The organism is Microbacterium sp. 05T445, assembly GCF_056395865.1.
In genome coordinates this window covers 415,386-438,866 of the sequence record NZ_JBFTKJ010000002.1, presented here as the reverse complement: position 1 = coordinate 438,866, position 23,481 = coordinate 415,386, and the positions used below count along the sequence as shown (strand labels likewise).

General features: G+C 70.8%; 18 protein-coding genes and 1 riboswitch. Of the genes, 8 read left to right on the top strand and 10 right to left on the bottom strand.

Annotation, left to right across the window (positions count from 1 at the left end; all coding sequences use genetic code 11):
* The first annotated feature begins 64 nt into the window (after positions 1 to 64).
* Positions 65 to 1,477, top strand: coding sequence for a flavin monoamine oxidase family protein (locus AC1DDU_RS11500; protein WP_477434187.1), 1,413 nt, complete (start codon positions 65 to 67; stop codon positions 1,475 to 1,477).
* A 38-nt stretch (positions 1,478 to 1,515) separates the two neighbouring features.
* Here AC1DDU_RS11500 and AC1DDU_RS11495 read toward each other — a convergent pair whose 3' ends face one another.
* Positions 1,516 to 2,397: a bifunctional methylenetetrahydrofolate dehydrogenase/methenyltetrahydrofolate cyclohydrolase gene (locus AC1DDU_RS11495; RefSeq protein ID WP_477434185.1), complete on the bottom strand. Its 882-nt coding sequence runs from the start codon at positions 2,395 to 2,397 to the stop codon at positions 1,516 to 1,518.
* A gap of 149 nt (positions 2,398 to 2,546) precedes the next feature.
* Entirely contained in the window at positions 2,547 to 3,821 is a 1,275-nt protein-coding gene (gene glyA / locus AC1DDU_RS11490; protein ID WP_477434183.1) for a serine hydroxymethyltransferase, read from the bottom strand.
* A 37-nt stretch (positions 3,822 to 3,858) separates the two neighbouring features.
* A riboswitch (ZMP/ZTP riboswitch) is annotated at positions 3,859 to 3,944 on the bottom strand.
* Positions 3,945 to 4,163: 219 nt separating this feature from the next.
* Here glyA and AC1DDU_RS11485 point away from each other — a divergent pair.
* The 5 genes from AC1DDU_RS11485 (at position 4,164) to AC1DDU_RS11465 (ending at position 10,905) form a co-directional block, all read left to right on the top strand.
* Positions 4,164 to 5,678: a family 20 glycosylhydrolase gene (locus tag AC1DDU_RS11485; protein ID WP_477434181.1), complete on the top strand. Its 1,515-nt coding sequence runs from the start codon at positions 4,164 to 4,166 to the stop codon at positions 5,676 to 5,678.
* 14 nt (positions 5,679 to 5,692) lie between these two features.
* A complete protein-coding gene (gene nagA / locus AC1DDU_RS11480; protein WP_477434179.1) occupies positions 5,693 to 6,829 on the top strand; it encodes an N-acetylglucosamine-6-phosphate deacetylase in 1,137 nt (378 codons plus the stop codon).
* A gap of 350 nt (positions 6,830 to 7,179) precedes the next feature.
* On the top strand, positions 7,180 to 9,015 hold the full coding sequence (locus AC1DDU_RS11475; RefSeq protein ID WP_477434177.1) for a sigma-70 family RNA polymerase sigma factor: 1,836 nt from the start codon (positions 7,180 to 7,182) through the stop codon (positions 9,013 to 9,015).
* A gap of 91 nt (positions 9,016 to 9,106) precedes the next feature.
* A complete protein-coding gene (locus AC1DDU_RS11470; RefSeq protein ID WP_477434175.1) occupies positions 9,107 to 9,517 on the top strand; it encodes a YrdB family protein in 411 nt (136 codons plus the stop codon).
* Positions 9,514 to 10,905: an FAD-binding oxidoreductase gene (locus AC1DDU_RS11465; protein ID WP_477434173.1), complete on the top strand. Its 1,392-nt coding sequence runs from the start codon at positions 9,514 to 9,516 to the stop codon at positions 10,903 to 10,905. Before AC1DDU_RS11470 ends, AC1DDU_RS11465 begins: the two co-directional genes overlap by 4 nt.
* A 26-nt stretch (positions 10,906 to 10,931) precedes the next feature.
* On the opposite strand, the gene AC1DDU_RS11460 is transcribed toward AC1DDU_RS11465, so the two are convergent.
* From AC1DDU_RS11460 to AC1DDU_RS11430, 7 genes are all read right to left on the bottom strand, one after another.
* A complete protein-coding gene (locus tag AC1DDU_RS11460) occupies positions 10,932 to 11,639 on the bottom strand; it encodes a hypothetical protein (RefSeq protein WP_477434171.1) in 708 nt (235 codons plus the stop codon).
* Positions 11,640 to 11,655: 16 nt separating this feature from the next.
* Positions 11,656 to 12,435: a glucosamine-6-phosphate deaminase gene (locus AC1DDU_RS11455; protein ID WP_477434169.1), complete on the bottom strand. Its 780-nt coding sequence runs from the start codon at positions 12,433 to 12,435 to the stop codon at positions 11,656 to 11,658.
* On the bottom strand, positions 12,428 to 13,378 hold the full coding sequence (locus tag AC1DDU_RS11450) for an ROK family protein (protein WP_477434167.1): 951 nt from the start codon (positions 13,376 to 13,378) through the stop codon (positions 12,428 to 12,430). The genes AC1DDU_RS11455 and AC1DDU_RS11450 overlap by 8 nt, the downstream gene beginning before the upstream one ends.
* 43 nt (positions 13,379 to 13,421) lie before the next feature.
* Complete coding sequence (locus AC1DDU_RS11445; protein WP_477434165.1) at positions 13,422 to 14,342, bottom strand: carbohydrate ABC transporter permease; 921 nt, start codon at positions 14,340 to 14,342, stop codon at positions 13,422 to 13,424.
* Positions 14,342 to 15,298, bottom strand: coding sequence for a carbohydrate ABC transporter permease (locus AC1DDU_RS11440; RefSeq protein ID WP_477434163.1), 957 nt, complete (start codon positions 15,296 to 15,298; stop codon positions 14,342 to 14,344). The genes AC1DDU_RS11445 and AC1DDU_RS11440 overlap by 1 nt, the downstream gene beginning before the upstream one ends.
* Before the next feature lie 75 nt (positions 15,299 to 15,373).
* Positions 15,374 to 16,711, bottom strand: coding sequence for an extracellular solute-binding protein (locus AC1DDU_RS11435; protein WP_477434161.1), 1,338 nt, complete (start codon positions 16,709 to 16,711; stop codon positions 15,374 to 15,376).
* Positions 16,712 to 16,816: 105 nt separating this feature from the next.
* Entirely contained in the window at positions 16,817 to 18,016 is a 1,200-nt protein-coding gene (locus AC1DDU_RS11430; protein ID WP_477434159.1) for an ROK family transcriptional regulator, read from the bottom strand.
* Positions 18,017 to 18,237: 221 nt separating this feature from the next.
* Here AC1DDU_RS11430 and AC1DDU_RS11425 point away from each other — a divergent pair, with 221 nt between their 5' ends.
* Complete coding sequence (locus AC1DDU_RS11425) at positions 18,238 to 20,466, top strand: L,D-transpeptidase family protein (protein WP_477434157.1); 2,229 nt, start codon at positions 18,238 to 18,240, stop codon at positions 20,464 to 20,466.
* 75 nt (positions 20,467 to 20,541) lie between these two features.
* Here AC1DDU_RS11425 and AC1DDU_RS11420 read toward each other — a convergent pair whose 3' ends face one another.
* Positions 20,542 to 22,755: an NADP-dependent isocitrate dehydrogenase gene (locus AC1DDU_RS11420; RefSeq protein WP_477434155.1), complete on the bottom strand. Its 2,214-nt coding sequence runs from the start codon at positions 22,753 to 22,755 to the stop codon at positions 20,542 to 20,544.
* A gap of 148 nt (positions 22,756 to 22,903) precedes the next feature.
* On the opposite strand from AC1DDU_RS11420, the gene AC1DDU_RS11415 reads away from it, so the two are divergent.
* Positions 22,904 to 23,356, top strand: a complete 453-nt coding sequence (locus tag AC1DDU_RS11415) for a GNAT family N-acetyltransferase (protein ID WP_477434153.1) — start codon at positions 22,904 to 22,906, stop codon at positions 23,354 to 23,356.
* Positions 23,357 to 23,481: the final 125 nt, after the last annotated feature.

The following is a 23,481-nucleotide window of genomic DNA, read 5'->3' as shown; positions in this document are numbered from 1 at the left end:
GTTGACAGAGCTGTTGACGTATCTCTAGGTTGTGGGGAAACCGACGACGACGTCAGGAGCAACGATGCATCCGCAGTCCGACCGCCAGTCCGTCCTCGCCACGCCGATCAGCCGCCGATCCCTGCTGGGACTCGGTGCGGCCGGAGCGGCCGGCCTCTTGCTCACCGGCACCGGCTCCGCCTTCGCGGCCGTGGGCGCCGACAACCGGATGTGGGACGCCATCGTCATCGGCGCCGGCGCCTCCGGACTCGGTGCGGCACGGGTGCTCGCCGACGCGGGGCGGCGCGTCCTCGTGCTGGAGGCACGCGACCGCATCGGAGGGAGGATGTGGACCGACACCACGTCGATGTCGATCCCGGTCGAACGCGGTGCCGAACTCGTCCACGGCTCCGACGTGTCGACGTGGGGCCTCATCGACGAACAGGGGCTCTCGACCCACCGGCAGACGAGCATCACCGGCCGACTCACCCCGCAGACGCCGTGGATCTCGGCCTTCGACTTCGAGACCTTCCACTTCCCGCTCGGCGCGCCGGAATTCCCGAACGGCCTTCCGGCGGCGCAGCCCGGCGAGACCGCGCTGCAGTGGCTGAACCGCGCCGGCATCCCCCGGGAGAACTACCCTCTCGCGATCGCGGCCATCGAGGTCGACACCGAGCAGTTCGACGTGCTCCCCGCCCGCTTCGTCGTCGGCGCCGTCGCCGACGCCCTCGAGCTGCAGGGCCTGTCAGGCCCCATGCCGCCCGAGGAGTACGGCGACTACCGCGTCATCGGCGGCTACAAGCAGGTGCTCGTGCCGCTCGTCCGCGACATCCCGGTGCGGCTCGGGCACGTCGTGCACACGATCGAATACGGCAAGAACCGGGTGGACGTGCATACCGGACGCGGGTCGTTCAAGGCCAAGCGCGTGGTCGTCGCCCTGCCCGGCGGGGTGCTGAAGCACGGCGACATCACGTTCGACCCGCCGCTGCCTGCGGATCGGCGCGACGCGATCCAGCAGATCAGCTACCTGTCCGTCTTCAAGGGGCTGCTCGAGTTCGCGCACCCGGTGCTCCCGAGCAGCCACCCGGCCGCGCCGTCGTGGGACGTGCTCGCGACGATGTCGCAGAACCCGCCGAGCCTGTGGAACGCGTCCATCGGCACGCCCGGCTACAGCGGCGAGGTGGTCGTGTCGTGGATGACGGGAGGCCGCGCGCAGGCGCTGCTCGACCTCCCCGAGACCGAGCGCATGGCAGCCGCCCTCGAGAGCGTGCGCGTCTCCGCGGGCGATCCCGCCCTGACGCCGGTGCACACGTCGACCTACGACTGGTCGAAGGACGAGTTCGCGCGCGGCGCCTATCCCGGCCCGTTGTCACGCCGCACCGGCCTCACCGACCCGGTCGCCGGCGTGCTCTACTGGGCCGGCATGACGACCAGCACGATCCACAGCTCGCGCGACTCGGGCGTCCGTGCCGCAAACGCGCTGCTGGCCGCCGGGTAGCCGCCCGCCCGATCCGCGGCGGGCGGAGAGCGGATGCCTCAGCCCGCGGCGCGCTCGGCAGCCTCGACGACGTTCGTCATGAGGAGCGCGACCGTCATCGGGCCGACACCGCCGGGGTTGGGCGACACGAAGCCCGCGACCTCGGCGACGTCCGGGTGCACGTCGCCGAACACCTTGCTCTTGCCCGTCTCGGGGTCGTCCTCGCGCGTGACGCCGACGTCGAGCACAGCTGCGCCGGGTTTGACGTCCTCGGCGCGCACGATGTGCTTGACGCCCGCCGCCGCCACGATCACGTCGGCCTGGCGCAGGTGGTGCGCGAGGTCGGCCGTTCCGGTGTGGGTGAGGGTCACGGTGGCGTTGATCTCGCGGCGCGTGAGCAGCAGCCCGATCGAGCGGCCGATCGTGACGCCGCGGCCGACGACCACGACATCCTTGCCCTTGAGGTCGTAGTCGTTGCGCAGCAGCAGCTCGATGACCCCGCGCGGCGTGCACGGCAGCGGCGTCGTGATCGGGCCGTTGACGTTCAGCACGAGCCGGCCCAGGTTGGTCGGGTGCAGGCCGTCGGCGTCCTTCGCGGGGTCGATGCACTCGAGGACCGCGTCGGTGTCGAGGTGCTTCGGCAGCGGAAGCTGCACGATGTAGCCGTGGCATGCCGGATCGGCGTTGAGGCCATCGATGACCGCCTCGACCTCCTCCTGCGTGGCCTCGGCGGGCAGCTCGACCTGGATCGAGTTCATGCCGATCGCCTCGGACTCGCGGTGCTTCATGCCGACGTACAGCTGCGACGCCGGGTCGGCGCCCACGAGCACCGTCGCGATGCCGGGCACGATCCCCCGCGCCCGCAGTGCGGCGACGCGCTCGCGCAGCTCGTCCTTGATCTGGGCCGCGGCTGCGCGGCCGTCCAGTCTCTGTGCGGTCATGTCCGCTCCTTCGTTGGCTTCGCCCGATCCCGTGTGCTCCCGTCGCCGACGGCAGCGGGTTCGAGCGGATGCCGCGGCCCGGCGTCGAGCCGCGGCATCCTCGTCGGAAGTGGTGTCGGCAGCGCCGCCCCTGGAGGCGGCGCGTGCGCTCAGTGGCGGAAGTCGGGGTACAGCGGGAAGGCCGCCGTGAGCGCCGCCACGCGCAGGCGCAGTGCCTCGACGTCGGCACCCGGCTGCAGGGCCAGCGCGATGACGTCGGCGACCTCGGTGAACTCGGCGTCGCCGAAGCCGCGGGTCGCGAGCGCCGGCGTGCCGATGCGCAGACCCGAGGTGACCATCGGCGGGCGCGGGTCGTTCGGGACGGCGTTGCGGTTGACCGTGATGTGGATCTCGTGCAGGAGGTCCTCTGCCTGCTTGCCGTCGATCTCGGCGTCGCGCAGGTCGACCAGCACGAGGTGCACGTCGGTGCCGCCGGAGCGGACCGCGATGCCGGCATCCTTCACGTCCTGCTGCGAGAGGCGCTCGGCGATGATGTGCGCGCCGCGCAGCACCCGCTCCTGGCGCTCCTTGAACTCGGGCGTCGCGGCGAGCTTGAACGCGGTCGCCTTCGCCGCGATCACGTGCATGAGCGGGCCGCCCTGCTGCCCCGGGAACACCGCGCTGTTGATCTTCTTGGCGATGTCGGCGTCGTTGGTGAGGATGAAGCCCGAGCGGGGGCCGCCGATGGTCTTGTGCACGGTCGAGGACACGACGTGCGCGTGCGGCACCGGGTTCGGGTGCAGGCCCGCGGCGACGAGGCCGGCGAAGTGCGCCATGTCGACCCACAGCAGCGCACCGACCTCGTCGGCGATCTCGCGGAACTTCGCGAAGTCGAGCTGGCGCGGGTAGGCCGACCAGCCGGCGATGATGACCTTCGGCTGGTGCTCGATGGCCAGGCGACGCACCTCGTCCATGTCGACGAGGCTCGTCTCGGGGTCGACGCCGTAGGCGACGATGTTGTAGAGCCGGCCCGAGAAGTTGATCTTCATGCCGTGCGTGAGGTGTCCGCCCTGGTCGAGCGAGAGACCGAGCAGCGTGTCGCCGGGGCGGGCGATGGCGTGCAGCACTGCGGCGTTGGCCGTGGCGCCCGAGTGCGGCTGGACGTTGGCGAACTCCGCGCCGAACAGCGCCTTCGCGCGCTGGATGGCGAGCTCCTCGGCGACGTCCACCTCTTCGCAGCCGCCGTAGTAGCGGCGGCCCGGGTAGCCCTCGGCGTACTTGTTGGTCAGCACCGAGCCCTGCGACTGCAGCACCGAGACGGGAACGAAGTTCTCGGAGGCGATCATTTCGAGGTAACCGCGCTGGCGGTCCAGCTCGCGATCGAGCACCTGCGCGATCTCGGGGTCGACCTCGGCGAGGGGGGCGTTGAAGAACTGATCGGTCATACGATCTCCAGACTCACGGCTTTCGGATAGAAGGTCCCACATCGGCCCAGGCGTGCGGTCGAATGCCGTTTGTCGGTCGCTTCCCGGTGGTGTCCCACCTCAACGCCAGTCGCGACACCCCGAGCATAACGGACGCGGCCCTCGCAGCCGAAGCCGTGTGTCATGCGCACGTGGCGTGAGCGAACGATGCGGGGGCGCGGGCGGGACCGGTAGGCTGGTGCCACTCCTTTTGTTAGGACTCTTTACATGATGATTCGTCGACGCGGACGGGCTGCTGCAGCAGCGCTCCTCGTCGTTGCGCTGCTGGCCGGGTGCGTCCCGGTCGCACAGAATGGAGACACCGTGTCGCTTCCCGCCGTCGTCCCCGCGCCCGCCTCGATCGAGGCGGGCTCCGGTGCGCCGTTCCGGCTCACGTCCGCCACGACGATCGCCGGAGACGCGGATGCCGCCGCCGCCCTCACCGCGATCCTCACGGCTCGCACCGGCCTCACGCCGGCCGCGGCCTCGGACGGCGCCGACATCGACCTGCGCGTCGAGGCCGGCGGGGCGCCTGAGTCGTACCGGATCGCGGTGGACGAGGCATCCGTCGTCGTCACCGGAGCCGACGCTGCGGGCCTGTTCTACGGCGTCCAGACGCTCGGCCAGCTGATCGCCCGCGACGGCGACGCGTGGAGCGTGCCCGCCGTCACCATCGAGGATGCCCCGCGCTTCGCGTATCGCGGCGTCATGCTCGACGTCGCCCGCCACTTCCACGGCGTCGACACGGTGAAGGCGTACATCGACCACGCCGCGTCGCTCAAGATGAACGCGCTGCACCTGCACCTCACCGACGACCAGGGCTGGCGCATCCAGCTCGACTCGCGCCCCGAGCTCACCGAGGTCGCCGGCTCCATCTCGGTCGGCGGCGACCCTGGCGGGTTCTACACGAAGGACGACTACCGCGAGATCGTCGAGTACGCGGCATCCCGTCACATGATCGTGGTGCCCGAGATCGACATGCCCGGCCACACCCACGCGGTCGGCCTCGCCTACCCCGAGATCACCGAGGCGCCGGTCATCAGCGAGCACATGCGCGCGGTCCTCACCGAGTACGGCGGCGAAGAGCCTGTCGCCGGTGAGCCCTTCGACGGCATGGCCGTCGGCTTCTCGTCGCTGAAGATCGACGACGAGGCGACGTACGACTTCGTCGCCGACGTGTTCGGCGAGCTCGCGGCGATGACCCCGGGGCCGTACCTGCACTTCGGCGGCGACGAGTCGCTGGCCACCAGCGACGAGGACTTCGCGACCTTCGTCACCCGCGCCAGCGCCATCATCGCCGACCTCGGCAAGACGCCGGTGGCCTGGCACGAGGCGGGCGCGGCGACCACCATCGCCGACACCACCGTCGGCCAGTACTGGGGCTTCATGACGCCGCAGGAGGGCACGGCCGAGAAGGCGCGCACGTTCGTCGACAACGGCGCACAGCTGATCCTCTCCCCCGCCGACGCCATCTACCTCGACATGAAGTACCCCACCGGACCCGAGCTCGGCCTCACGTGGGCGAACGGCCCGACCAGCGTCGAACGCGCCTACTCGTGGGAGCCCGCCGACGTTGTGCCGGGCGTCGACGACACCGGCATCCTCGGCGTCGAGGCGCCGCTGTGGACCGAGACGATCCGCACCGCCGCCGACATCGACACGATGGTCTTCCCGCGCATCGCCGCCGCGGCCGAGGCCGCCTGGTCGCCCGCCACCGGGCAGAGCGAGCTGCGCACGTGGGCGTCGTTCCGCGAGCGCGTCGGCACCCTCGGCCCGCTGTGGACCAGCATGGGCATCGGCTTCCACCCGTCCGAAGAGATCCCCTGGGCCACCGAGTAAGCACGGAGCACCGCATGAGCACACTCGTCCACGCCGTCCGCCTGTTCGGCTCCGCAGGGGTCGACTCCGACCGCGCGGACGCGTGGGCGCTGTTCGACGGCGGTCGCGTGACCGCGGCCGGCGTGGGCGGAAAGCTCCCCGCGGCCGACGAGCGGATCGACGGCGGGGGCGGATGCCTCGTCCCCGGGTTCGTCGACATCCACGGCCACGGCGGGGGCGGCGCGAGCTTCGACGACGGTCTCGAGGCGATCCGCGCCGGCCGCGCCGTCCATCGCGCCCACGGCACGACCCGCGCCGTGCTCTCGCTCATCACCGCACCCATCGACGACCTCGCCGCACGCGTGGCGATGGTCGCAGACCTGACCGAATCGGACCCGACGATCCTCGGCTCGCACCTCGAGGGCCCGTTCCTGGACCCCGGTCACAAGGGCGCGCACACCGAGTCGCTGCTGCGGGCGCCGGACGCGGCATCCGTGGACCGCCTGCTCGAGGCCGGCCGCGGCACGATCCGGCAGGTCACCCTCGCACCCGAGCGGCCGGGCGCGTTCGACGCCATCCGCCGCTTCGTCGAGGCGGGCGTGGCCGTGGCGGTCGGGCACACGAACGCGGATGCCGACACCGCGCGTCGCGCGTTCGACGCCGGCGCGACGCTGCTCACCCACGCGTTCAACGCCATGCCCGGCATCCTCCACCGCGCCCCTGGACCGGTCATCGCCGCACTGCGCGACGAGCGCGTCACGCTCGAGATCATCGCCGACGGCGTGCACGTCGACCTGGAGCTGATCGCGACGCTGTTCGCGGCGCAGGGCGACCGCATCGCGCTCATCACCGACGCCATGGCCGCCGCCGGCTCGCAGGACGGACGCTACGAACTGGGCGGACTCGCAGTGCAGGTGGTGAACGGCGTCGCACGCCTGGTCGAAGGGGATTCGATCGCCGGGTCGACGCTCACCCAGGACGCCGCGGTCCGCAATCTGGCGGGCGTGGGCGTACCTCTGGCCGATGCCGTGCGCGCCGCGACCGAGACGCCCGCCCGCGCGATCGGGCGCGCCGATCTGGGCCGGCTCGACGTCGGCTCGTCCGCCGACGCGGTGCTGCTCGACGGCGGTCTCGCCGTCAGCCGCGTCTGGGTGGCCGGCGCGCCGATCTGACGCCGGGCGCCACTCGACGTCGCCGCCTCAGGACAGATGAAGGCGGGGCCGGAAGTCCCTCCCCCGAGATCCTTCCGAGCCCCGCCTATTCCGCGGTGATCCGCGGGGGCGGTCGCAGTCGGCCCCACGCGCTCGCGACCTGCCACTCTGACTAGAGAGACGAGCGGGCGGCGAAACTATTACGCGAGTTCGGCGGGCAATCTCCTGTACCGAGGGCTGAAGAGGGGGACCCGTGCGGGGCCGCTGGCGAAACCGCCTCCGCGCGACGACAATGGACACCATCGCGACGCGCTGGGGCGTCGCGTCGGATTCACGCCGCACAGCGGATGCCTGGGGCTGGGGGTGCGTACATGGACGACGACGAGGTGCGCGCGCCCGATCCGTCGGCTCTGGCCGACGCCGACCTCGTGGTGCGGACGCGAGCGGGCGACCGCAGTGCCTTCGGCGAGCTGTGGCGGCGCCACTACCGCGCCGGAGTCACCGTTGCCCGGAACCTGACCTCGAGTCTGGACCCGGACGACCTGGTGCAAGAGGCGTTCACCCGGATCTACCAGGCGATCGTCGGAGGCGGCGGGCCGACCGGATCGTTCCGCGCGTATCTGTTCACGAGCATCCGCAACACTGCGGCTGCTTGGGGACGCGCCCGGCGCGAGACCGCATACGAGGAACTCGACGGCGTCGAGGACCCGGAGTCCGACGCGCACGCCAGCGAGGCGGCGCTGGATCGCGGCCTCACCCACCGGGCCTTCCGCAGTCTGCCGACGCGGTGGCAGGAAGTGCTGTGGTACTCCGAGATCGAGCAGATGAAGCCCTCCGAGATCGCCCCGCTGCTCGGCATGAAGGCCACCGCCGTCGCGCAGCTGACCTTCCGTGCCCGGGAGGGCCTGCGCGAGGCGTGGATCCAGGCGCATCTGCGCGCCGTGGCGGACGGCTCCGAGTGCCAATGGACGATCGAGCGGCTCGGTGCGTACTCACGCCACAACCTCGGTCGCCGTGACGATGCCAAGATCGACCGTCACCTTGCGGAGTGCGTGGGCTGCGCGATCGTCGCGAGCGAGGCGCGGGAGGTCTCGAGCCGGCTCGCACTCGTGCTGCTCCCGCTCGCGCTGGGTGCGGTCGGATCAGCGAGCTACCTCGCCACGCTCCAGGGTGGCGGTGCCCCGTTGGCAGCCCTCGCCGCGATGCCCTCGAGCGTGACTCCGGGCGCCGTGAGCGTCGTCCCCGGCGGCGGCATGGCAGGCGCGACAGCGGGTGGCGGCGCAGCGGCGAGCAGCGTCGCCGGTACCGGGGCGGCGGCGAGCACCACGGCCGGAACGGGGATCGGCGCCGGCGCCGCGGCAGCGAGCACGACGGCGGGAGCGACGACCGTCGGCACCGTCGCCGCCACTGCTGTCGCATCGTCCGGGGTGGCCGGCGGGTCGGCGGTGGCCGGACTCGGCGCCGCGTCCGGTCTCGCGGCGGCCGGACTGATCGTCGGCGGCGTGGTCGCCGCGACCGTTTCGCTCCCCACGCTCGCACCGGAACCGGCACCGGCACCGGCACCGGCACCGACGCAGCAGGTCGTGACGGATGTCGCCCCGGTCGCGCCGGCGCTCGTTCCCGGATCGGATGCCGACGATCCTGCGCTGGGTCTTCCGCCCGCCGGGCCCGGACCGGCGGACGTTCCCGTCGTGGGCACGACCGGCGAAGATGCCGCGGCACCCGGCGCAGCCGGTGTCACACCGACATCGCCCACCGCCGCGACCGGCGGTACGGGCGCGGCGAAGGGCGGGAACGGCAATGCGACTGGAGCGACGCGCAACGCCGGTGGATCGTCGAGCGGAACCGCCGACACCGGTTCGGCGAGCGACGCCGGCGCACCGGACACCACGACGGGCAACGGCAACGGCACTCCGACGAACGGGAGAGGCAACGGCAACGGCGGGGTGACCGGCAACGGAGGCGCCACCGGCAACGGCACCCCCACCAACGGCACCGGTGCCGGCAATGGCGGCACCACCGGGAACGGGAACGGGAACGGGAACGGAAACGGAAACGGAAACGGGAACGGGAACGACAAGGGATCCGTCGACCCGCCGCAGGGGCTCGGCCGCGAAGCGCCGGCCGCGACGAAGACGAGAGCGTCCGCCGACGCCGCAGACTCGCCGACGGACGGCGCGACCCCGGTGAGCCCCGCGCAGCTCTGACCCCCGACGCCCCCAGGGGGTTCCGCACGCGACGGCGGCTGCCGGGGCCGTGGCCGAGGCCACGGCATTCCCCCCACGTAGACTGGAAGCCATGTCCGACATGCCCAACGTCCCGCCCGCGCCCTCCAGCAAGGACGCGCCGCAGGGCGACATGGCCCCCGGGATGCGCGCGCCGCTCTCGGCCGTCGACATCATCGCGTTCCTGTGCGAGATCTTCGCGTTCGGCACGCTCGCGCTGTGGGGCTTCACGATGTGGCCGTTCCCGTGGAACATCGTGGCCGGCATCGGCGCCCCCGCCGCGGCGATCGTCGTCTGGGCCCTATTCGTGTCGCCGCGCGCCGTCTTCGCCGTGCACCCGTTCATCCGCGCCATCGTCGAGCTGCTCGTCTACGCGTCCGCCACGGTCGCGTGGTGGATGATGGGCAACGCCTGGATCGGGCTCGCCTTCGGCGTCGTCGCGGTCACCGCGGGCGTGATCGCCGGCCGCCGGCGCCTGTCGTGACGTCCGGAGCGGACGCGCTCGCCCTGCTGCGCGCAGCGCTCGGCGACCGCGTCGACACCACGCCGGCCGCGCTCGCCGCCGCCCGCGCCGACAAGTCGGGGCACGCGGCATCCGGCCAGCCTCTCGCCGTCGTGCACGCGAAGCGCGTCGAGGACGTCCAGGAGACCCTGCGCATCGCCAGCCGCACCGGCACGCCGGTCGTCACGCGCGGCGCCGGCACCGGCCTCGCAGGCGGCGCGAACGCGGGCCACGGCGAGATCGCGCTCTCGGTGCGCGGCATGGACCGCGTCCTCGAGGTGCGTCCGGACGACCTGCTCGCGGTGGTCGAACCCGGCATCCTCAACGCCGACCTGAACGCCCAGCTCGCCGAGTACGGCCTGTGGTGGGCGCCGGATCCCGCCAGCCGGGCGATCTCGACCGTCGGGGGCAACATCGCCACCGGCGCGGGCGGCCTGCTGTGCGCAAAGTACGGCGTCGTGCGCGACGCGGTGCTCGGCGTCGATCTCGTCCTCGCCGACGGCCGGCTCCTGCACCTCGGGCATCGCACCGTCAAGGGCGTGACCGGTCTCGACCTGACGTCGCTCGTCATCGGCTCGGAGGGCACCCTGGGCGTCGTCGTCGGCGCCACGCTCAAGCTGCGGCGCCTGGTGCCCGGCGAGGTGTGCACGATCGCGGCGACCTTCCCGGACGTGCGCACCGCGGCGTCGGCCTCCGCGGCGGTGACGGCCTCGGGAGTGCAGCCCGCGATCATGGAGCTGATGGATGCCGCCTCCCTCGCGGCCGTCCACAGCCTGCTGTCGCTCGACGCCCCCACACCGGGCGCGGCGCAGCTGACCATCCAGACCGACGGCCCTGCAGCGGTCACCGAGGCCGATGCGATCGCGGCGGTGCTGCGCGCGTCGGGCGGCACCGTGGCCGTCTCGCACGATCGCGAGGAGGGCGAGCGGCTGCTCGCGATCCGCCGCTCCATGCACCCCGCGATGGAGACGCTCGGCACCGCCCTCATCGAGGACGTGTCGGTCCCCCGCAGCGCCCTGCCCGCGATGTTCGACGAGATCGCCCGCGTCGAGCGCGACCACGGCATCGTCATCCCCACGGTCGCGCATGCCGGCGACGGCAACCTGCACCCGAACTTCATCTTCGACGGCGAACCCGACGAGTTCGGCGTCGTCGAGGCCCCGGAATACATCTGGCGCGCCGCCGACGACCTGTTCCGCGCGGCGCTGCGCCTGGGCGGAACGCTCACCGGCGAGCACGGTGTGGGCGTGCTCAAGCGCCGGTGGCTCACCGACGAGCTCGGCGACGACCAGTGGGAGCTGCAGCGCCGGATCACCCGCGTGTTCGACCCGCAGGGGATCCTCAACCCCGGCAAGGTCTTCGCGCGCTGAGGCGCGGCATCCGCTCCCCCTGCGCCTCAGGAGGCGGGCGGGTAGACCTGCGTGGGCGCTGCCGGCCGCGGCTCCTCACGCGGGGCGAACACGATCGCCAGGATGCCGAGCAGCAGCACGCCGAGCGTGCCGATCATCGCGGTGCCGAACACCAGCGCCGTGATGTCGGGGCGCACCATGGTGCCCTGGACCGTGACCAGGAACAGCTGCGCGACGACCTGTGCACCGGCGCCGACGGCGAGCGCGACGAGCGGCACCCAGCGAAGCCGGTACGGCACCGCTCCGGCCCGGCCGATCACGACGGCCGCCACGAGCAACGACGCCAGCGACAGCACGGTCACGGCGTACCAGACCATGGAGGACACAGCCTCGTCCCAGCCGCTGACGGGAAGCATGGCCGACAGCGCGATGGACGCGAACGGCACGAGCGCGGCGATCACGAGTGCGATCACCCCGAGCGGCCGACGTGCTACGACGCTGCCGCGGCCCCGCACCCCGAACGCGAACACGAGGAGCGCCGCCGCCCACAGCCCGTTCAAGACGAAGCTCAGACCAGGAATGACCTGCAGCGGGTACCCGTTCGCGGCCAGCACGAGGACGGCGTTCGCGATGAGCAGCGAGCCGCCGAGGATCCAGGTCGTGCGGGCATCGCGGAGGTCGGAGGCGGCGGCGTACGAAACGGCGGCGGAGGATGCGCCATCCCCCGCCGCCGGCGTCTGCGACGGCTGTGTCATGCCGTCAGCATAGGACTCAGATGCCCTGCCAGTCGGGCTTGTTGTCGAACGCGTAGCGGTAGTAGTCGGCACGGGTCAGCTGGGACGCCGCCGCCTCGTCGACCACGATGGTGGCGTGCGGGTGCAGCTGGATGGCGGAGCCCGGAAGGGATGCCGACACCGGCCCCTCGACCGCACCGGCGACGGCCGCCGCCTTGCCCTCGCCGAACGCGAGCAGCACGAGGTGACGCGCGCGCAGGATCGTGCCGAGGCCCTGCGTGATGCAGTGCATCGGCACGTCCTCGATCGAGTCGAAGAAGCGCGCGTTGTCCTGACGGGTCTGCTCGGTCAGGGTCTTCACGCGCGTGATCGAGGCGAACGACGAGCCCGGCTCGTTGAAGCCGATGTGGCCGTCGGTGCCGATCCCGAGGATCTGCAGGTCGATGCCGCCGGCGTCGAGGATCGCCTCGTCGTACTCCTCACCGTGGTGCTCGATGCCCTCGGGCGAGCCGTCCGGCGTGCGGATGAGTGCGGGGTTCAGGCCCAGCGGCTCGACGACCTCGCGCGTGATGACGGAGCGGTAGCTCTCGGGGTGGGCGGGATCGATGCCGACGTACTCGTCGAGCGCGAAGCCGCGCACGCGCGACACGTCGACGTCGTCCAGCCTCGAACGCAGCGCCTCGTAGACCGGCAGCGGCGTGGACCCGGTCGCGAGCCCGAGAACGGTCTCGGGGTTCGAGCGGAGCAGCTGCGCGATGTGGTCGGCGACCAGCGCGCCCGCCGCCGCCTTGTCTCGGACGATGACGATCTCAGCCATGAACCAATGCCTCCTCGGTGTCGTGTGTGGCGTCTCCCTGCGCTCCGACGATGGCGGCGCCGAGAGCGGCGGCCGGCGAGCCCGGCGGCAGCAGCTCGACGCGCTGCGTCAGGTGCAGTGAGCGCATGAAGGGGGATGCCTCGGCACTGGCCGACAGCTCGGCTGCGACATCCGTCATCAGTCGATCGCCCAAGGCCGTCACACCCCCTCCGAGCACCACGATATCGACGTCCGCGGTCAGCACCAGTACCCGGATCGCCGAGGCGACGCCACGGGCCAGGCCCGCGCGAAGCTGCCGCGCGGCGGGATCGCCGGCATCGGCCGCGTCGAACACGTCGCGCACCGGGAGTGCGGAGCGCTGCGCCCACCGCTCGGCGATGGCGCCGCCGCCGGCGAAGGCCTCGATGCAGCCGCGCTGGCCGCAGCGGCACAGGGGTCCGTTGGGGTCGACCGAGATGTGTCCGACCTCGCCGGCCGTGCCACGGGCACCGCGCCACAGGTGACCGTTCGTCACGATGCCGGCGGCGATCCCGGTGCCGAGGTTGAGGTAGGCCATCGAGCCCTGCGACCGGCCGGCGACGGCGTGCAGCGCATGCGCGCCCAGCGCGGCCGCCTTCACGTCGTTCTCGACCTGCACCGGCACGCCCAGCTGCGGGGCGACCGCCGCCGCGAGGTCGAGCTCCTCCACGCCCAGGTTCACGGCGTGCACGACGCGTCCGGTCCCCGGCTCGATCTGACCGGGGATGCCGACACCCACCGACCGCACCGCCGACAGGTCGATGCCCGCCTCGGAGCCGAGTGCGCGCACCGCGTCCACGACGGTCTGGGCCACGGCATCCGGGCCCCATCCTGTCGCCATCCGCACCCGTCCGGCGATGGCGCCGGCGGCATCGACCGCGACCGCGTCGGTCTTGGTGCCTCCGACGTCCAGCCCGACCTTCATCGGCCGACCTCCCTGCGGGAGGCGGCTCGTCCACGCACGTGCATCAGCCCTTGACCGCCCCCGCCACGAGCCCGCTGGTCATGCGGCCCTGGACGATCACGAAGAACACGATGACGGGGATCGCGACGATGGTCGACGCCGCCATCACGTCGCCCCAGTCGATCGCACGGGTGGTGCTCTGCTGCACGAAGCCGCGCAGCCACAGCGGAAGGGTCTGGTTCTCGGCGTTCATGATCACCAGGGCGACCGTGAACTCGTTCCAGCACTGCAGGAAGGCGAACACGCCGGATGCCACGAGCCCGGGGGCCAGCAGCGGCAGCGTGATGCGCATGAACGCCTGGGTGCGGCTGAGGCCGTCGACCATCGCCGCCTCCTCGAGCTCCGCGGGGACACCGGCGACGAAGCCGCGCAGCATCCACACCGTGAACGGCACGACTGCCGCGATGTACAGCAGGCTCAGGCCCAGCACGTTAGACAGCAGCCCGAGCTCGCTCATCATCTTGTACTGCGCGATGAACAGACCCTCGGCGGGCAGCATCTGGATGATGAGGATCGCGAGCACGAACGACACGCGTCCGCGGAAGCGGAACCGGCTGATCGCGACCGACGCGAGGAACGCGAACAGCAGGCAGCAGAACACCGCGATGATCGTCACCGAGAGGCTGATGCCCAGCGCGCCGAAGAACGAGCCGTCGATGACGCTCTTGTAGTTCGCGAACGAGCCGCCGAAGGGCAGGAACGTCGGGGTGAAGGACTCGAGGGTCGCCGACGAGAGCATCGACGAGTTGACCATCCAGTAGACCGGGAACACCCAGATCAGCGCGATGAGGATCGCGAAGACGCTCCAGCCCCACTTCGCGGCCGACCCGCGGGGACGACGGCGCGTGGGCGCCGGTGCCGCGGGTCGCGAGGACCCCGACCGGGTCGGCGCCGCAGCGGGCGCGAGTTGTGCGGACGCGGACATCAGACCTGGTCCTCCTTCAGAAGACTGCGGATGTAGAACCAGCTGAGGACGATCGTGAGGGCGAGCACGAAGATCGCCATCGCCGCGCCCTGACCGAAGTTCAGGCCGGCGACGCCCATCTTGTAGATGTACGTGCCCAAGAGGTCGTAGTCGCTCGAGTTGGAGCCGGCGTCCTGCAGCATCGTGATCTGCGTGAACACGCGGAGGTCCCAGATCAGATTGAGCAGCAGCACGATCATGATGACCGGCTTGATGACGGGAAGGATGATGTAGCGCAGGCGCTGCCATCCGGTGGCGCCGTCGAGCTGGCTGGCCTCCATCATCTCGGCACCCACCTGCGTCAGGCCGGCGTACGCCGAGAAGGCGACGAAGGGCACCGACATCCAGGTGACGATGATCGACGCGACGATGAAGAACACGAACGGCTCACCGCCGATCCAGTTGAACTGGTTCATCTCGACGCCCGGGATGAGATCCAGCAGGTAGTTGACGACGCCGCGGCGACGGTCGAACAGCCAGATCCAGACGGTCATGGCCGCGACGACGGGCATCGCCCAGGCCAGCAGCAGAGCGAGCTGCAAGGTGATGCGCGCAGCCGAGTGCACCCGGGTCATGAGCAGTGCCAGCGCCATGCCGATGACGACCGTGACGGCCGCGGTGACGAGGCAGAAGAGCACCGAGCGCACCGCCACTTCCCAGAACGTCGGGCTGGTGGCGACGGCGATGTAGTTGTCGAGTCCGACGAAGTCGGGGGCCTTGCCGCCGAGCTGCTGCAGGGCGCCGTACTTCTGGAAGGACGTGATGACCTGCCACACGACCGGATAGCCCATGCCGAACAGCAGGATGGCGATCGCGGGGATCAGCAGGAAGTAGGGAACAGGCGAGCGACGACGCGCTCCGACGGATTCGTCGGTCTTGCTGTCGCGCTCGAGGGTGGTGGGGGCAGGAACCGCCATGCCCGCCTCCTTCGGGGGGTCTCGCAGGGGTCCGGGGTCGCGGGCCGCTGCCCGCGACCCCGGTGTGGCTGAATGTCAGCCGTTGATGATGGCGTCGATCTTCTCGTCGTACTCCTTGGCGAGGGCGGGGATGTCGCCACCGGCCGCAACCTTGCCGAAGAACTCCTCGAGGATCTTCTGGCCCTCGACCGCCGCCCAGCCTGGCGCCGCCGGGGTGAGCTTCGAGTTCAGGGCCGACTCGATGAGAGCCGAGGCGAAGATGTCGTCACCCAGCGAGTCGACGAACTTGGTGTTCGCCGGGCCGAGGCCGTTCTGGCCGAGCATCTGCTGGTACTCGTCGGAGTAGATGATGCGCAGCAGCTCCTTGGCGCCGGCCTGCTTCTCGCTCTTGGCCGAGATGCCGAGGTTCGAGCCACCGGCGAAGACGGGGGCCGCCTCGCCCTCGTTGACGCCCGGCAGCGGGAAGACGCCGAAGGTGTCGTCGTTCCACTCGCGGACCTCGGACACGGTGCCGTCGTCAGCGGTCTTCTCCTCGACGAAGTCACCGATCGACCAGTGCGCCCAGCCGGGTGCGATGATCGTGGCGGCCGTCGGCGGGTTGCCGTTCTTGTCGTTGTTGATGTTGACCCACGGGGTGCTGTCGTCCTCGGTGGCCGGGGCGTTCGAGGCGTTCTGGAACAGGTCCTGGAACTGCTCGAGACCCGTGATGGTCTTCTCGTCGCTCAGCGTCGAGACCCACTTGTCGCCGTCCTTCTTGGCGAGCTCACCGCCGTTGGCGAAGACCCACGAGATGCCGTTGCGCCAGTCCTCGCCACCGATGTAGAAGCCCGACTGGTCGGCCGTGCGCAGCGTCTTGACGTCCTCGTTGAACTCGTCGAGTGTCTTGGGCACATCCAGGCCCGCCGCGGTCCAGATGTCCTTGCGGTAGGTGATGTAGCGCGAACCGAAGTAGTACGGCAGGGCGTACTGCTTGCCGTCGACCGTGCCGATGTCGACGAACGACTTGAGAAGGTCCGAGCCGCCGAGGTCGTCGTAGACGCCGCTGAGGTCGCTGAACGCGCCCGAGGTGGTGAAGGTCGGCGACCAGGTGTTGCCGATCTCGGTGACGTCGGGGGTGTTCTTCGCGTCGGGCAGCTGGTTGGCCAGCTTCGTGAGCGCGTCGCCCCACGACTGCTCCTCGATGGTGAGGGTGCCGCCAGTGGCCTTCTTGTACTCGTCCTTGAGGTAGTCGCGCAGTTCGTCCGGCGTGTCGCCGCCCATGACCCAGAACGTGATGTTCTGGTCCTTGGCGCCCTCGGGGTCGAAGCCCGAGGTGTCGGACGAGCCGCCCGACGTGCCACCGCCGCCGGCGCAACCGGCGAGCACCAGTGCCGAGGCGCCGATGAGCGCCACAGCTCCGAGCGTCTTCTTCATGGTGATTCCTTCGTGTTCTTCTTGGTGTTCGGAAGGGCCGGGTGGCCCATCCGGGGGGATCGGGGTTCCGGAGGGCGCGGGCCCGCCGGAGGATCATGCTTTCGTCTAGGACACCCCGAGTTGTCCAGACAGGACCATGACGGCGGCGCCGCGCAGGACGATGTCCTGGCCTTGCTCCGTCATCCGCACTCGCACGCCTTCGTCGACGGACGGCGCGAGCGTGCGCGCGCGGAGAGTCTCGACGGTCTGGTCCGCGAGGGGACCGCCGAGAAGATCAGCGGGGCCGGAGAGCACGATCTCCGACACGTCGAGGGCGCCCACCACGGGGGCCAGGGCGATGCCCAGCCGCTCGCCGGCGTCGCGCAGGATGCCTTCGTGGGCGGCGGGATCGGATGCCGCGCGCAGCCGCGAGGTCAGCGAGGGCACCGACAGCCATGCTTCGAGGCATCCCACCTTCCCGCACGCGCACTGCGGCCCGCCGTCGGTTCCGACGGTGACGTGACCGATCTCGCCCGCGGCGAAGCGGCTGCCGCGCATCGGCTGCCCGGCCAGCAGCAGGCCGGAGCCGACGCCTCGTCCGACCTTGACGAGCAGCACGTCGTCGGGGGCTCCCCCGAAGGTGTACTCGGCGAGCACGGCGGCGTTGGCGTCGTTGGCGACGAGGACCGGCAGTCCCAGCGCACCCTGCAGCGCGCCCTCGAGGTCGAAGCCCGCCCAGCCGAAGTTGGGGGCGGTGAGGATGACGCCGTGGTCGTCGACGACACCGGGGGTGCCCACGCCGATGCCCAGCACCGGCGCGTGCGAGTCGGCGACGAGCGTGCGGGCGAGGTCGACGACGGTCGCGACGAGGTCTTCGTCGGCGGGCACCGGCACCTCGCGACGGGCGACGATGCCGCCGTCGAGGGTGAGGACGGCGCCGATGAACGTGTCGCTGCCCGAGAGGTCCAGGCCGATGATGCGGTGGCCGTCGTGGTCGAGGTCGACGAGGATCGCCGGCTTTCCGGGGCCGGAGGCCTCACGGATGCCCTTCTCGGCCACGAAGCCGTCGGCGATGAGCTCGGCGACGAGGTCGGAGATGGTGACTCGCGTGAGTCCGGTCTCGCGCGAGAGATCGGCGCGGCTCATCGCCCCCTGGTGGAACAGGGTCTGCAGCACGAGCGCGCGGTTGTGGCCGCGGGCGTGCTCAGGCAGTACCTTGGCTCCCTGCCGCAGCGTGCGACCGGGAGCGAAGGCGCGAGCGTTCGCGGCGGGACTCTGCGGCGTGTCGATCGTGGAAGTGCCGCGTTGCGCTTCCGAGTTGGGCATGTTTGTTAGTAGACCTTACGAACTAACTTTTCGCAAGCCCGTCGACCGGATTTGATCGGATGCTTTACAAAACTGTGACATACGGCGCGTCGCGGCTCCCCGCATGCGTCCGCGCTTTCCCCGTGTGACCGGCGGTTCGTGTGTGATGAGGCCGTGACCTCAACACCCAGCACCGTCGCCTACCATGGGTGGGAAGCGTTGATCACATTCGGGGGTGTGGCGTGACGGATCTGGCGACCGAGCAGCAGGCCGAGAAGACGTCCGGGGACGGCGCCGTCGAGGCCGAGCAGGCCGTCGAGAGCGAGGCATCGGCACAGGCCGAGACCTCCACGGCAGATGCCGTCGACGAGACGGATGCCGTCGTCGACGATGGCGACGAGGTGGATGCCGCCGACGAGGCGGACGCCGTCGAGGACGAAGCCGCCGATGTCGACGAGACGGACGCCGCCGACGAGACGGACGCCGTCGAGGACGAAGCCGCCGTCGCCGACGAGACGGACGCCGCCGACGAGACGGACGCCGTCGAGGACGAAGCCGCCGTCGTCGACGAGACGGACGCCGTCGAGGACGAAGCCGCCGTCGCCGAAGAGACGAGTGCCGCCGACGACGAGACGGACACGGTCGACGAGGCAGACGCTCTCGATGAGTCGGACGCCGACGCGGACAAGACGGACACCGCCGACGAGACGGACACCACCGCCGCCCCGGACACTGTCGATGAGACGGACGCCGCAGACGAGGGTGTCGAGGCCGGTACCGGCGGCGAAGCGGACGCAGCCGACGAGACGGAGGCCGCAGACGACCTCGCTGCAGACGCCGAGGCGGACGCCACGGACGACATCGCCGACGCGAATGCGGATGTCGACCCGTCCGAGACCGAAGACTCCACCGCGGCCGAGGCCGCGGCATCCGATGCCCTCGCCCCCGAGTCCGAGGCGTCGGACGACTCCGCACCTGCGGCGCTGACGACGGCCGCCGCCGAGGACGCCGCGACGGCGACGGCGGTGCTCGCGCCCGCGCCTTCCGCTCCCGTCGCGGAGGCGACCGCGGAAGGCGGCGCTCCCGGCGACGGCTCCCCCGTGTACGCGTGGGCTCCGGCCGAGCCGAAGCCCAAGAAGAAGCACACCGCCGTGTGGATCAGCGCGGCGGCCGCGGTCGCAGCGATCGGGCTCGTCGCCTCCTCGCTGATGCTCATCGCCCCCGGAACCGCGGTGGCGGGGGTGCCAGTCGGCTGGCTCACCCCGGGTGCGGCTGCCGACGCGATCTCGCAGCGCCTCGCCGAGACGACGATCGTGCTCACCGGAGACGGCGGCGACGCCGAGCTCACCGGTGCGGACCTCGGTGCCTCGGTCGACGCGAAGGCCCTCGCCGACGCGGCGTTCGCCGAGCACCCGATGTGGAACCCGACGGCGTGGTTCGCCGAGACGGGCGCCTCCGTCGAGCTCGACACCGCGACGGCGACGGAGGCTCTCCGCGACGCCGCACCGAAGCTCTACACCGACCCCGTCGACGCGACGCTCGGCTTCGACGCCGCCTCGGCGACCTACGTCGCCACGCCCGCCGTCCCCGGCACCGGCATCGACGTCGGCACCGTGCAGGCGGCGCTGCAGGCGGCGTTCGAGGCGGGCAAGACCCGCGTGAAGCTCGACGCCGTCCAGGCCGAGGTGCCCGCCACCATCTCGACCGCGGTCGCCGACGCCACCGTGGCCAAGCTCAACGGCATGCTCGACGCCGCCGGCTTCTACGTCGGCGACGAACGGACCGTGCCGATCGACCGGGCCGTTGCGGCGTCCTGGCTGACCGTCACCCCGAAGGGCGAGGGTTTCGCGATCTCCGCCGACGCCGCCGGCATCCAGCCGGTCGTCGACACGCTCGCCGCCACGATCAACCGTGCCCCGGAGAACGCGATCGAGATCACCGACACCGGCGGCAAGATCCTCAAGGAGATCGCGGCCGGCCAGTCGGGCCGCCAGCTCGGCGACACGTCGGGCGTCGCGGACGCCTTCGCCGATCAGCTCGCAACCGGCGACGCCGCGTACAAGCTGCCCGTCGAGGAGGTGCCGGTCAGCGTCACCACGCTCGCGCGGAACATCGTCATCGACCTCAGCGACCAGTCCGTGTACTTCTACGAGAACGGCGCCGTGGTGAGCTCCACCCGGATGTCGTCCGGCCTGCCGGGCCACGACACGCACACCGGCAACTTCCGCATCCGCGCGAAGCTGGCGATCCAGAACATGGGCAACCCCGACCTCACCAAGGCACCGTACTACTACACGAAGAACGTGCCCTGGGTCATGTACTTCAACGGCGACCAGGCCCTCCACGGCGCGTACTGGCACAACAACTTCGGCCACCGGATGAGCCACGGCTGCGTCAACCTCCCGGTCGACGTGGCGAAGTTCCTCTACGACTGGGCGCCGATGGGCACCGAGGTGCGCGTCCAGTCGTGAGCTGACCCGCACAGTCGACGAGAAGAGCGGATGCCCCGGCCCGGGGCATCCGCTCTTCTTCTGCGTGACGAAGGCCTACAGCGCGTCGATCACCGCGTTGAACGTGGCCGAGGGGCGCATGACGCCCGCGACCAGCTCGGCGTCGGGACGGTAGTAGCCGCCGATCTCGACCGGCGAGCCCTGCACGGCGATCAGCTCGTCGACGATCTTCTGCTCGCTCGCGGCGAGCGCCTCTGCCACCGGCGCGAACGCTGCGGCGAGCTCGGCGTCGGCCTGCTGCTTCGCGAGCTCCTGCGTCCAGTACAGCGCCAGGTAGAAGTGGCTGCCACGGTTGTCGATGGTGCCGAGTGCGCGCCCCGGCGACTTGTCGTTCTCGAGGAACGTGCCGGTCGCGGCATCCAGCGTGTCTGCCAGCACCTGTGCCTTGCCGTTGCCGGTGAAGCCGGCGAGGTGCTCGAGCGAGGCGGCGAGCGCGAAGAACTCGCCGAGCGAGTCCCAGCGCAGGTAGTCCTCGGCCAGCAGCTGCTGCACGTGCTTGGGGGCCGATCCGCCGGCGCCGGTCTCGAACAGACCGCCGCCCGCGAGGAGCGGGACGATCGAGAGCATCTTCGCCGACGTGCCGACCTCGAGGATCGGGAACAGGTCGGTGAGGTAGTCGCGCAGCACGTTGCCGGTGACCGAGATGGTGTCCTCGCCCTTGCGCAGACGGTCCAGCGAGTACTGGGTCGCCGCTGCGGGCGCGAGGATCTCGATGGTGAGGCCGTCGGTGTCGTGGTCGGCGAGGTACGTCTTCACCTTCGCGATCAGCGCGGCGTCGTGCGAGCGGTTCTCGTCGAGCCAGAACACGGCGGGAGCGCCGGTGGCGCGCGCACGCGTGACGGCGAGCTTCACCCAGTCGCGGATCGCGACATCCTTGGTCTGCGTCGCGCGCCAGATGTCGCCCGGCTGCACCGCGTGCTCGAGCAGCACGTCGCCAGCCTGGTTGAGGACCTGCACCGTGCCCGCGGCGGCGAGCTCGAACGTCTTGTCGTGGCTGCCGTACTCCTCGGCGGCCTGCGCCATGAGCCCGACGTTCGGAACGGTGCCGATCGTGGCGGGGTTGAGCGGGCCGTGCGCGATGACGTCGTCGATCACGGTCTGGTAGACGCCTGCGTACGACGAGTCCGGGATGACGGCGAGCGTGTCGTCCTCGCCGCCGTCGACGCCCCACAGCTTGCCGCCGTTGCGCACGAGCGCCGGCATCGACGCGTCCACGATGACGTCGGAGGGCACGTGGAGGTTCGTGATGCCCTTGTCGGAGTTGACGTAGGACAGGCGCGGCACGTCCGTCGCGGCGGCGAAGGCGGCCGCGATCTCGGCGCCGCCGTCGACGTTCGCCAGACCTGCGAGGATGGCGCCGAGGCCGTCGTTGGGGGTGAGGCCGGCCTCGGCGATCTTGTCGCCGTACTTGTCGAACACGTCGGCGTAGTACGCCTTCACGACGTGGCCGAAGATGATCGGGTCACTGACCTTCATCATGGTGGCCTTGAGGTGCACCGAGTAGAGCACGTCGTCGGCCTTAGCCGTCTCGAGCGTCTCGGCGAGGAAGGCGTCCAGCGCCGCGGCCGACAGGAAGGTGCCGTCGACGATCTCGCCGGGGAGCACCTTGATGCCGGTCTTCAGCGACGTGACGGTGCCGTCGGCGGCGACGTGCTGGATCGAGAGCACGTCGTCGGCGGGGATGACGGTGGTGGTCTCGTTCGACTTGAAGTCGTCGTGACCCAACGTCGCGACGCGGGTCTTCGAGCCCTCGGCGAACGCCTTGTTGCGGTGCGGGTGCTTGCGCGCGTAGCTCTTCACCGAGAGCGGGGCGCGGCGGTCGCTGTTGCCCTCGCGGAGCACGGGGTTCACGGCCGAGCCCTTGATGCGGTCGTAGCGGGCGCGGACGTCCTTCTCCTCCAGCGACTGCGCCTCGTCCGGGTAGTCCGGGATGTCGTAGCCCTGGGACTGCAGCTCGGCGATTGCCGCCTTCAGCTGCGGGATGGAGGCCGAGATGTTCGGCAGCTTGATGATGTTCGCCTCGGGGAGGGTCGCGAGGCCGCCCAGCTCGGCGAGCGCGTCGCTCACCTGCTGCTCGGGCGTGAGGTTCTGCGGGAATGCCGCGAGGATGCGGCCTGCGAGCGAGATGTCGCGGGTCTCGACGTCCACTCCCGCCTGGCGGGTCACGGCCTGCACGATCGGCAGGAACGAAGCGGTCGCGAGGGCCGGCGCCTCGTCGGTGTAGGTGTAGATGATGGTCGAGTCGGTCACCAGTCACGTCCTTCTTGCGGGTCGGCGTTCAGCCTATCGCAAGCACCCTGGAGTTATCTCGACGTCAAGATATCTCCGGATATGAACACCGTGTAAATCCGTGAACTGCTCGGTGCCGGATGCCGCTATCCGGGCTAGCCTGGGGCTTATGGGTGACTTGCGACTCGTCGAACTGTCCGCCGCGACCATCGTGGCGGTCAACAATATGTCGCTCAAGCCCGGCCAGGAGGAGTACCTCTCCCCCGTGAGCTACGGCATCGCCGCGACCGTCGTGAACCCGCAGACCACCTGGCAGCGCGTCGTGCTCGACGGAGAGCAGGTCGTCGCCTTCGTGAGCGCGAACTTCGACCCCGAAGACCCCCAGGAGCACTTCCGCTCGGTGCTGTGGCGCATCAACGTCGACGCCGACGACCAGGGCCGTGGGATCGGCCGATTCGCCGTCGCAGGGCTCATCGAAGAGGCGCGCAACCGGGGCATGGACCACGTCGACGTCATCTACGAGGCGGGCACCGGCGGACCGCAGCTTTTCTTCGAGCGCGTGGGCTTCACACCGGTCGGGGAGACCGAGTACGGTGAGGTCATCGCCGAGATCAGGCTCTGACCTCGGCGAACCGGCGTCCGATCTGGGGAGCGGACGATCAGCGCCTTTTCGGCGCTCCTGAGACCGGCGGCGGGGCCTCGAATACCCCTCCCCCATCGAGGCCTCGTCGCCCTCTCCGCCGCTGA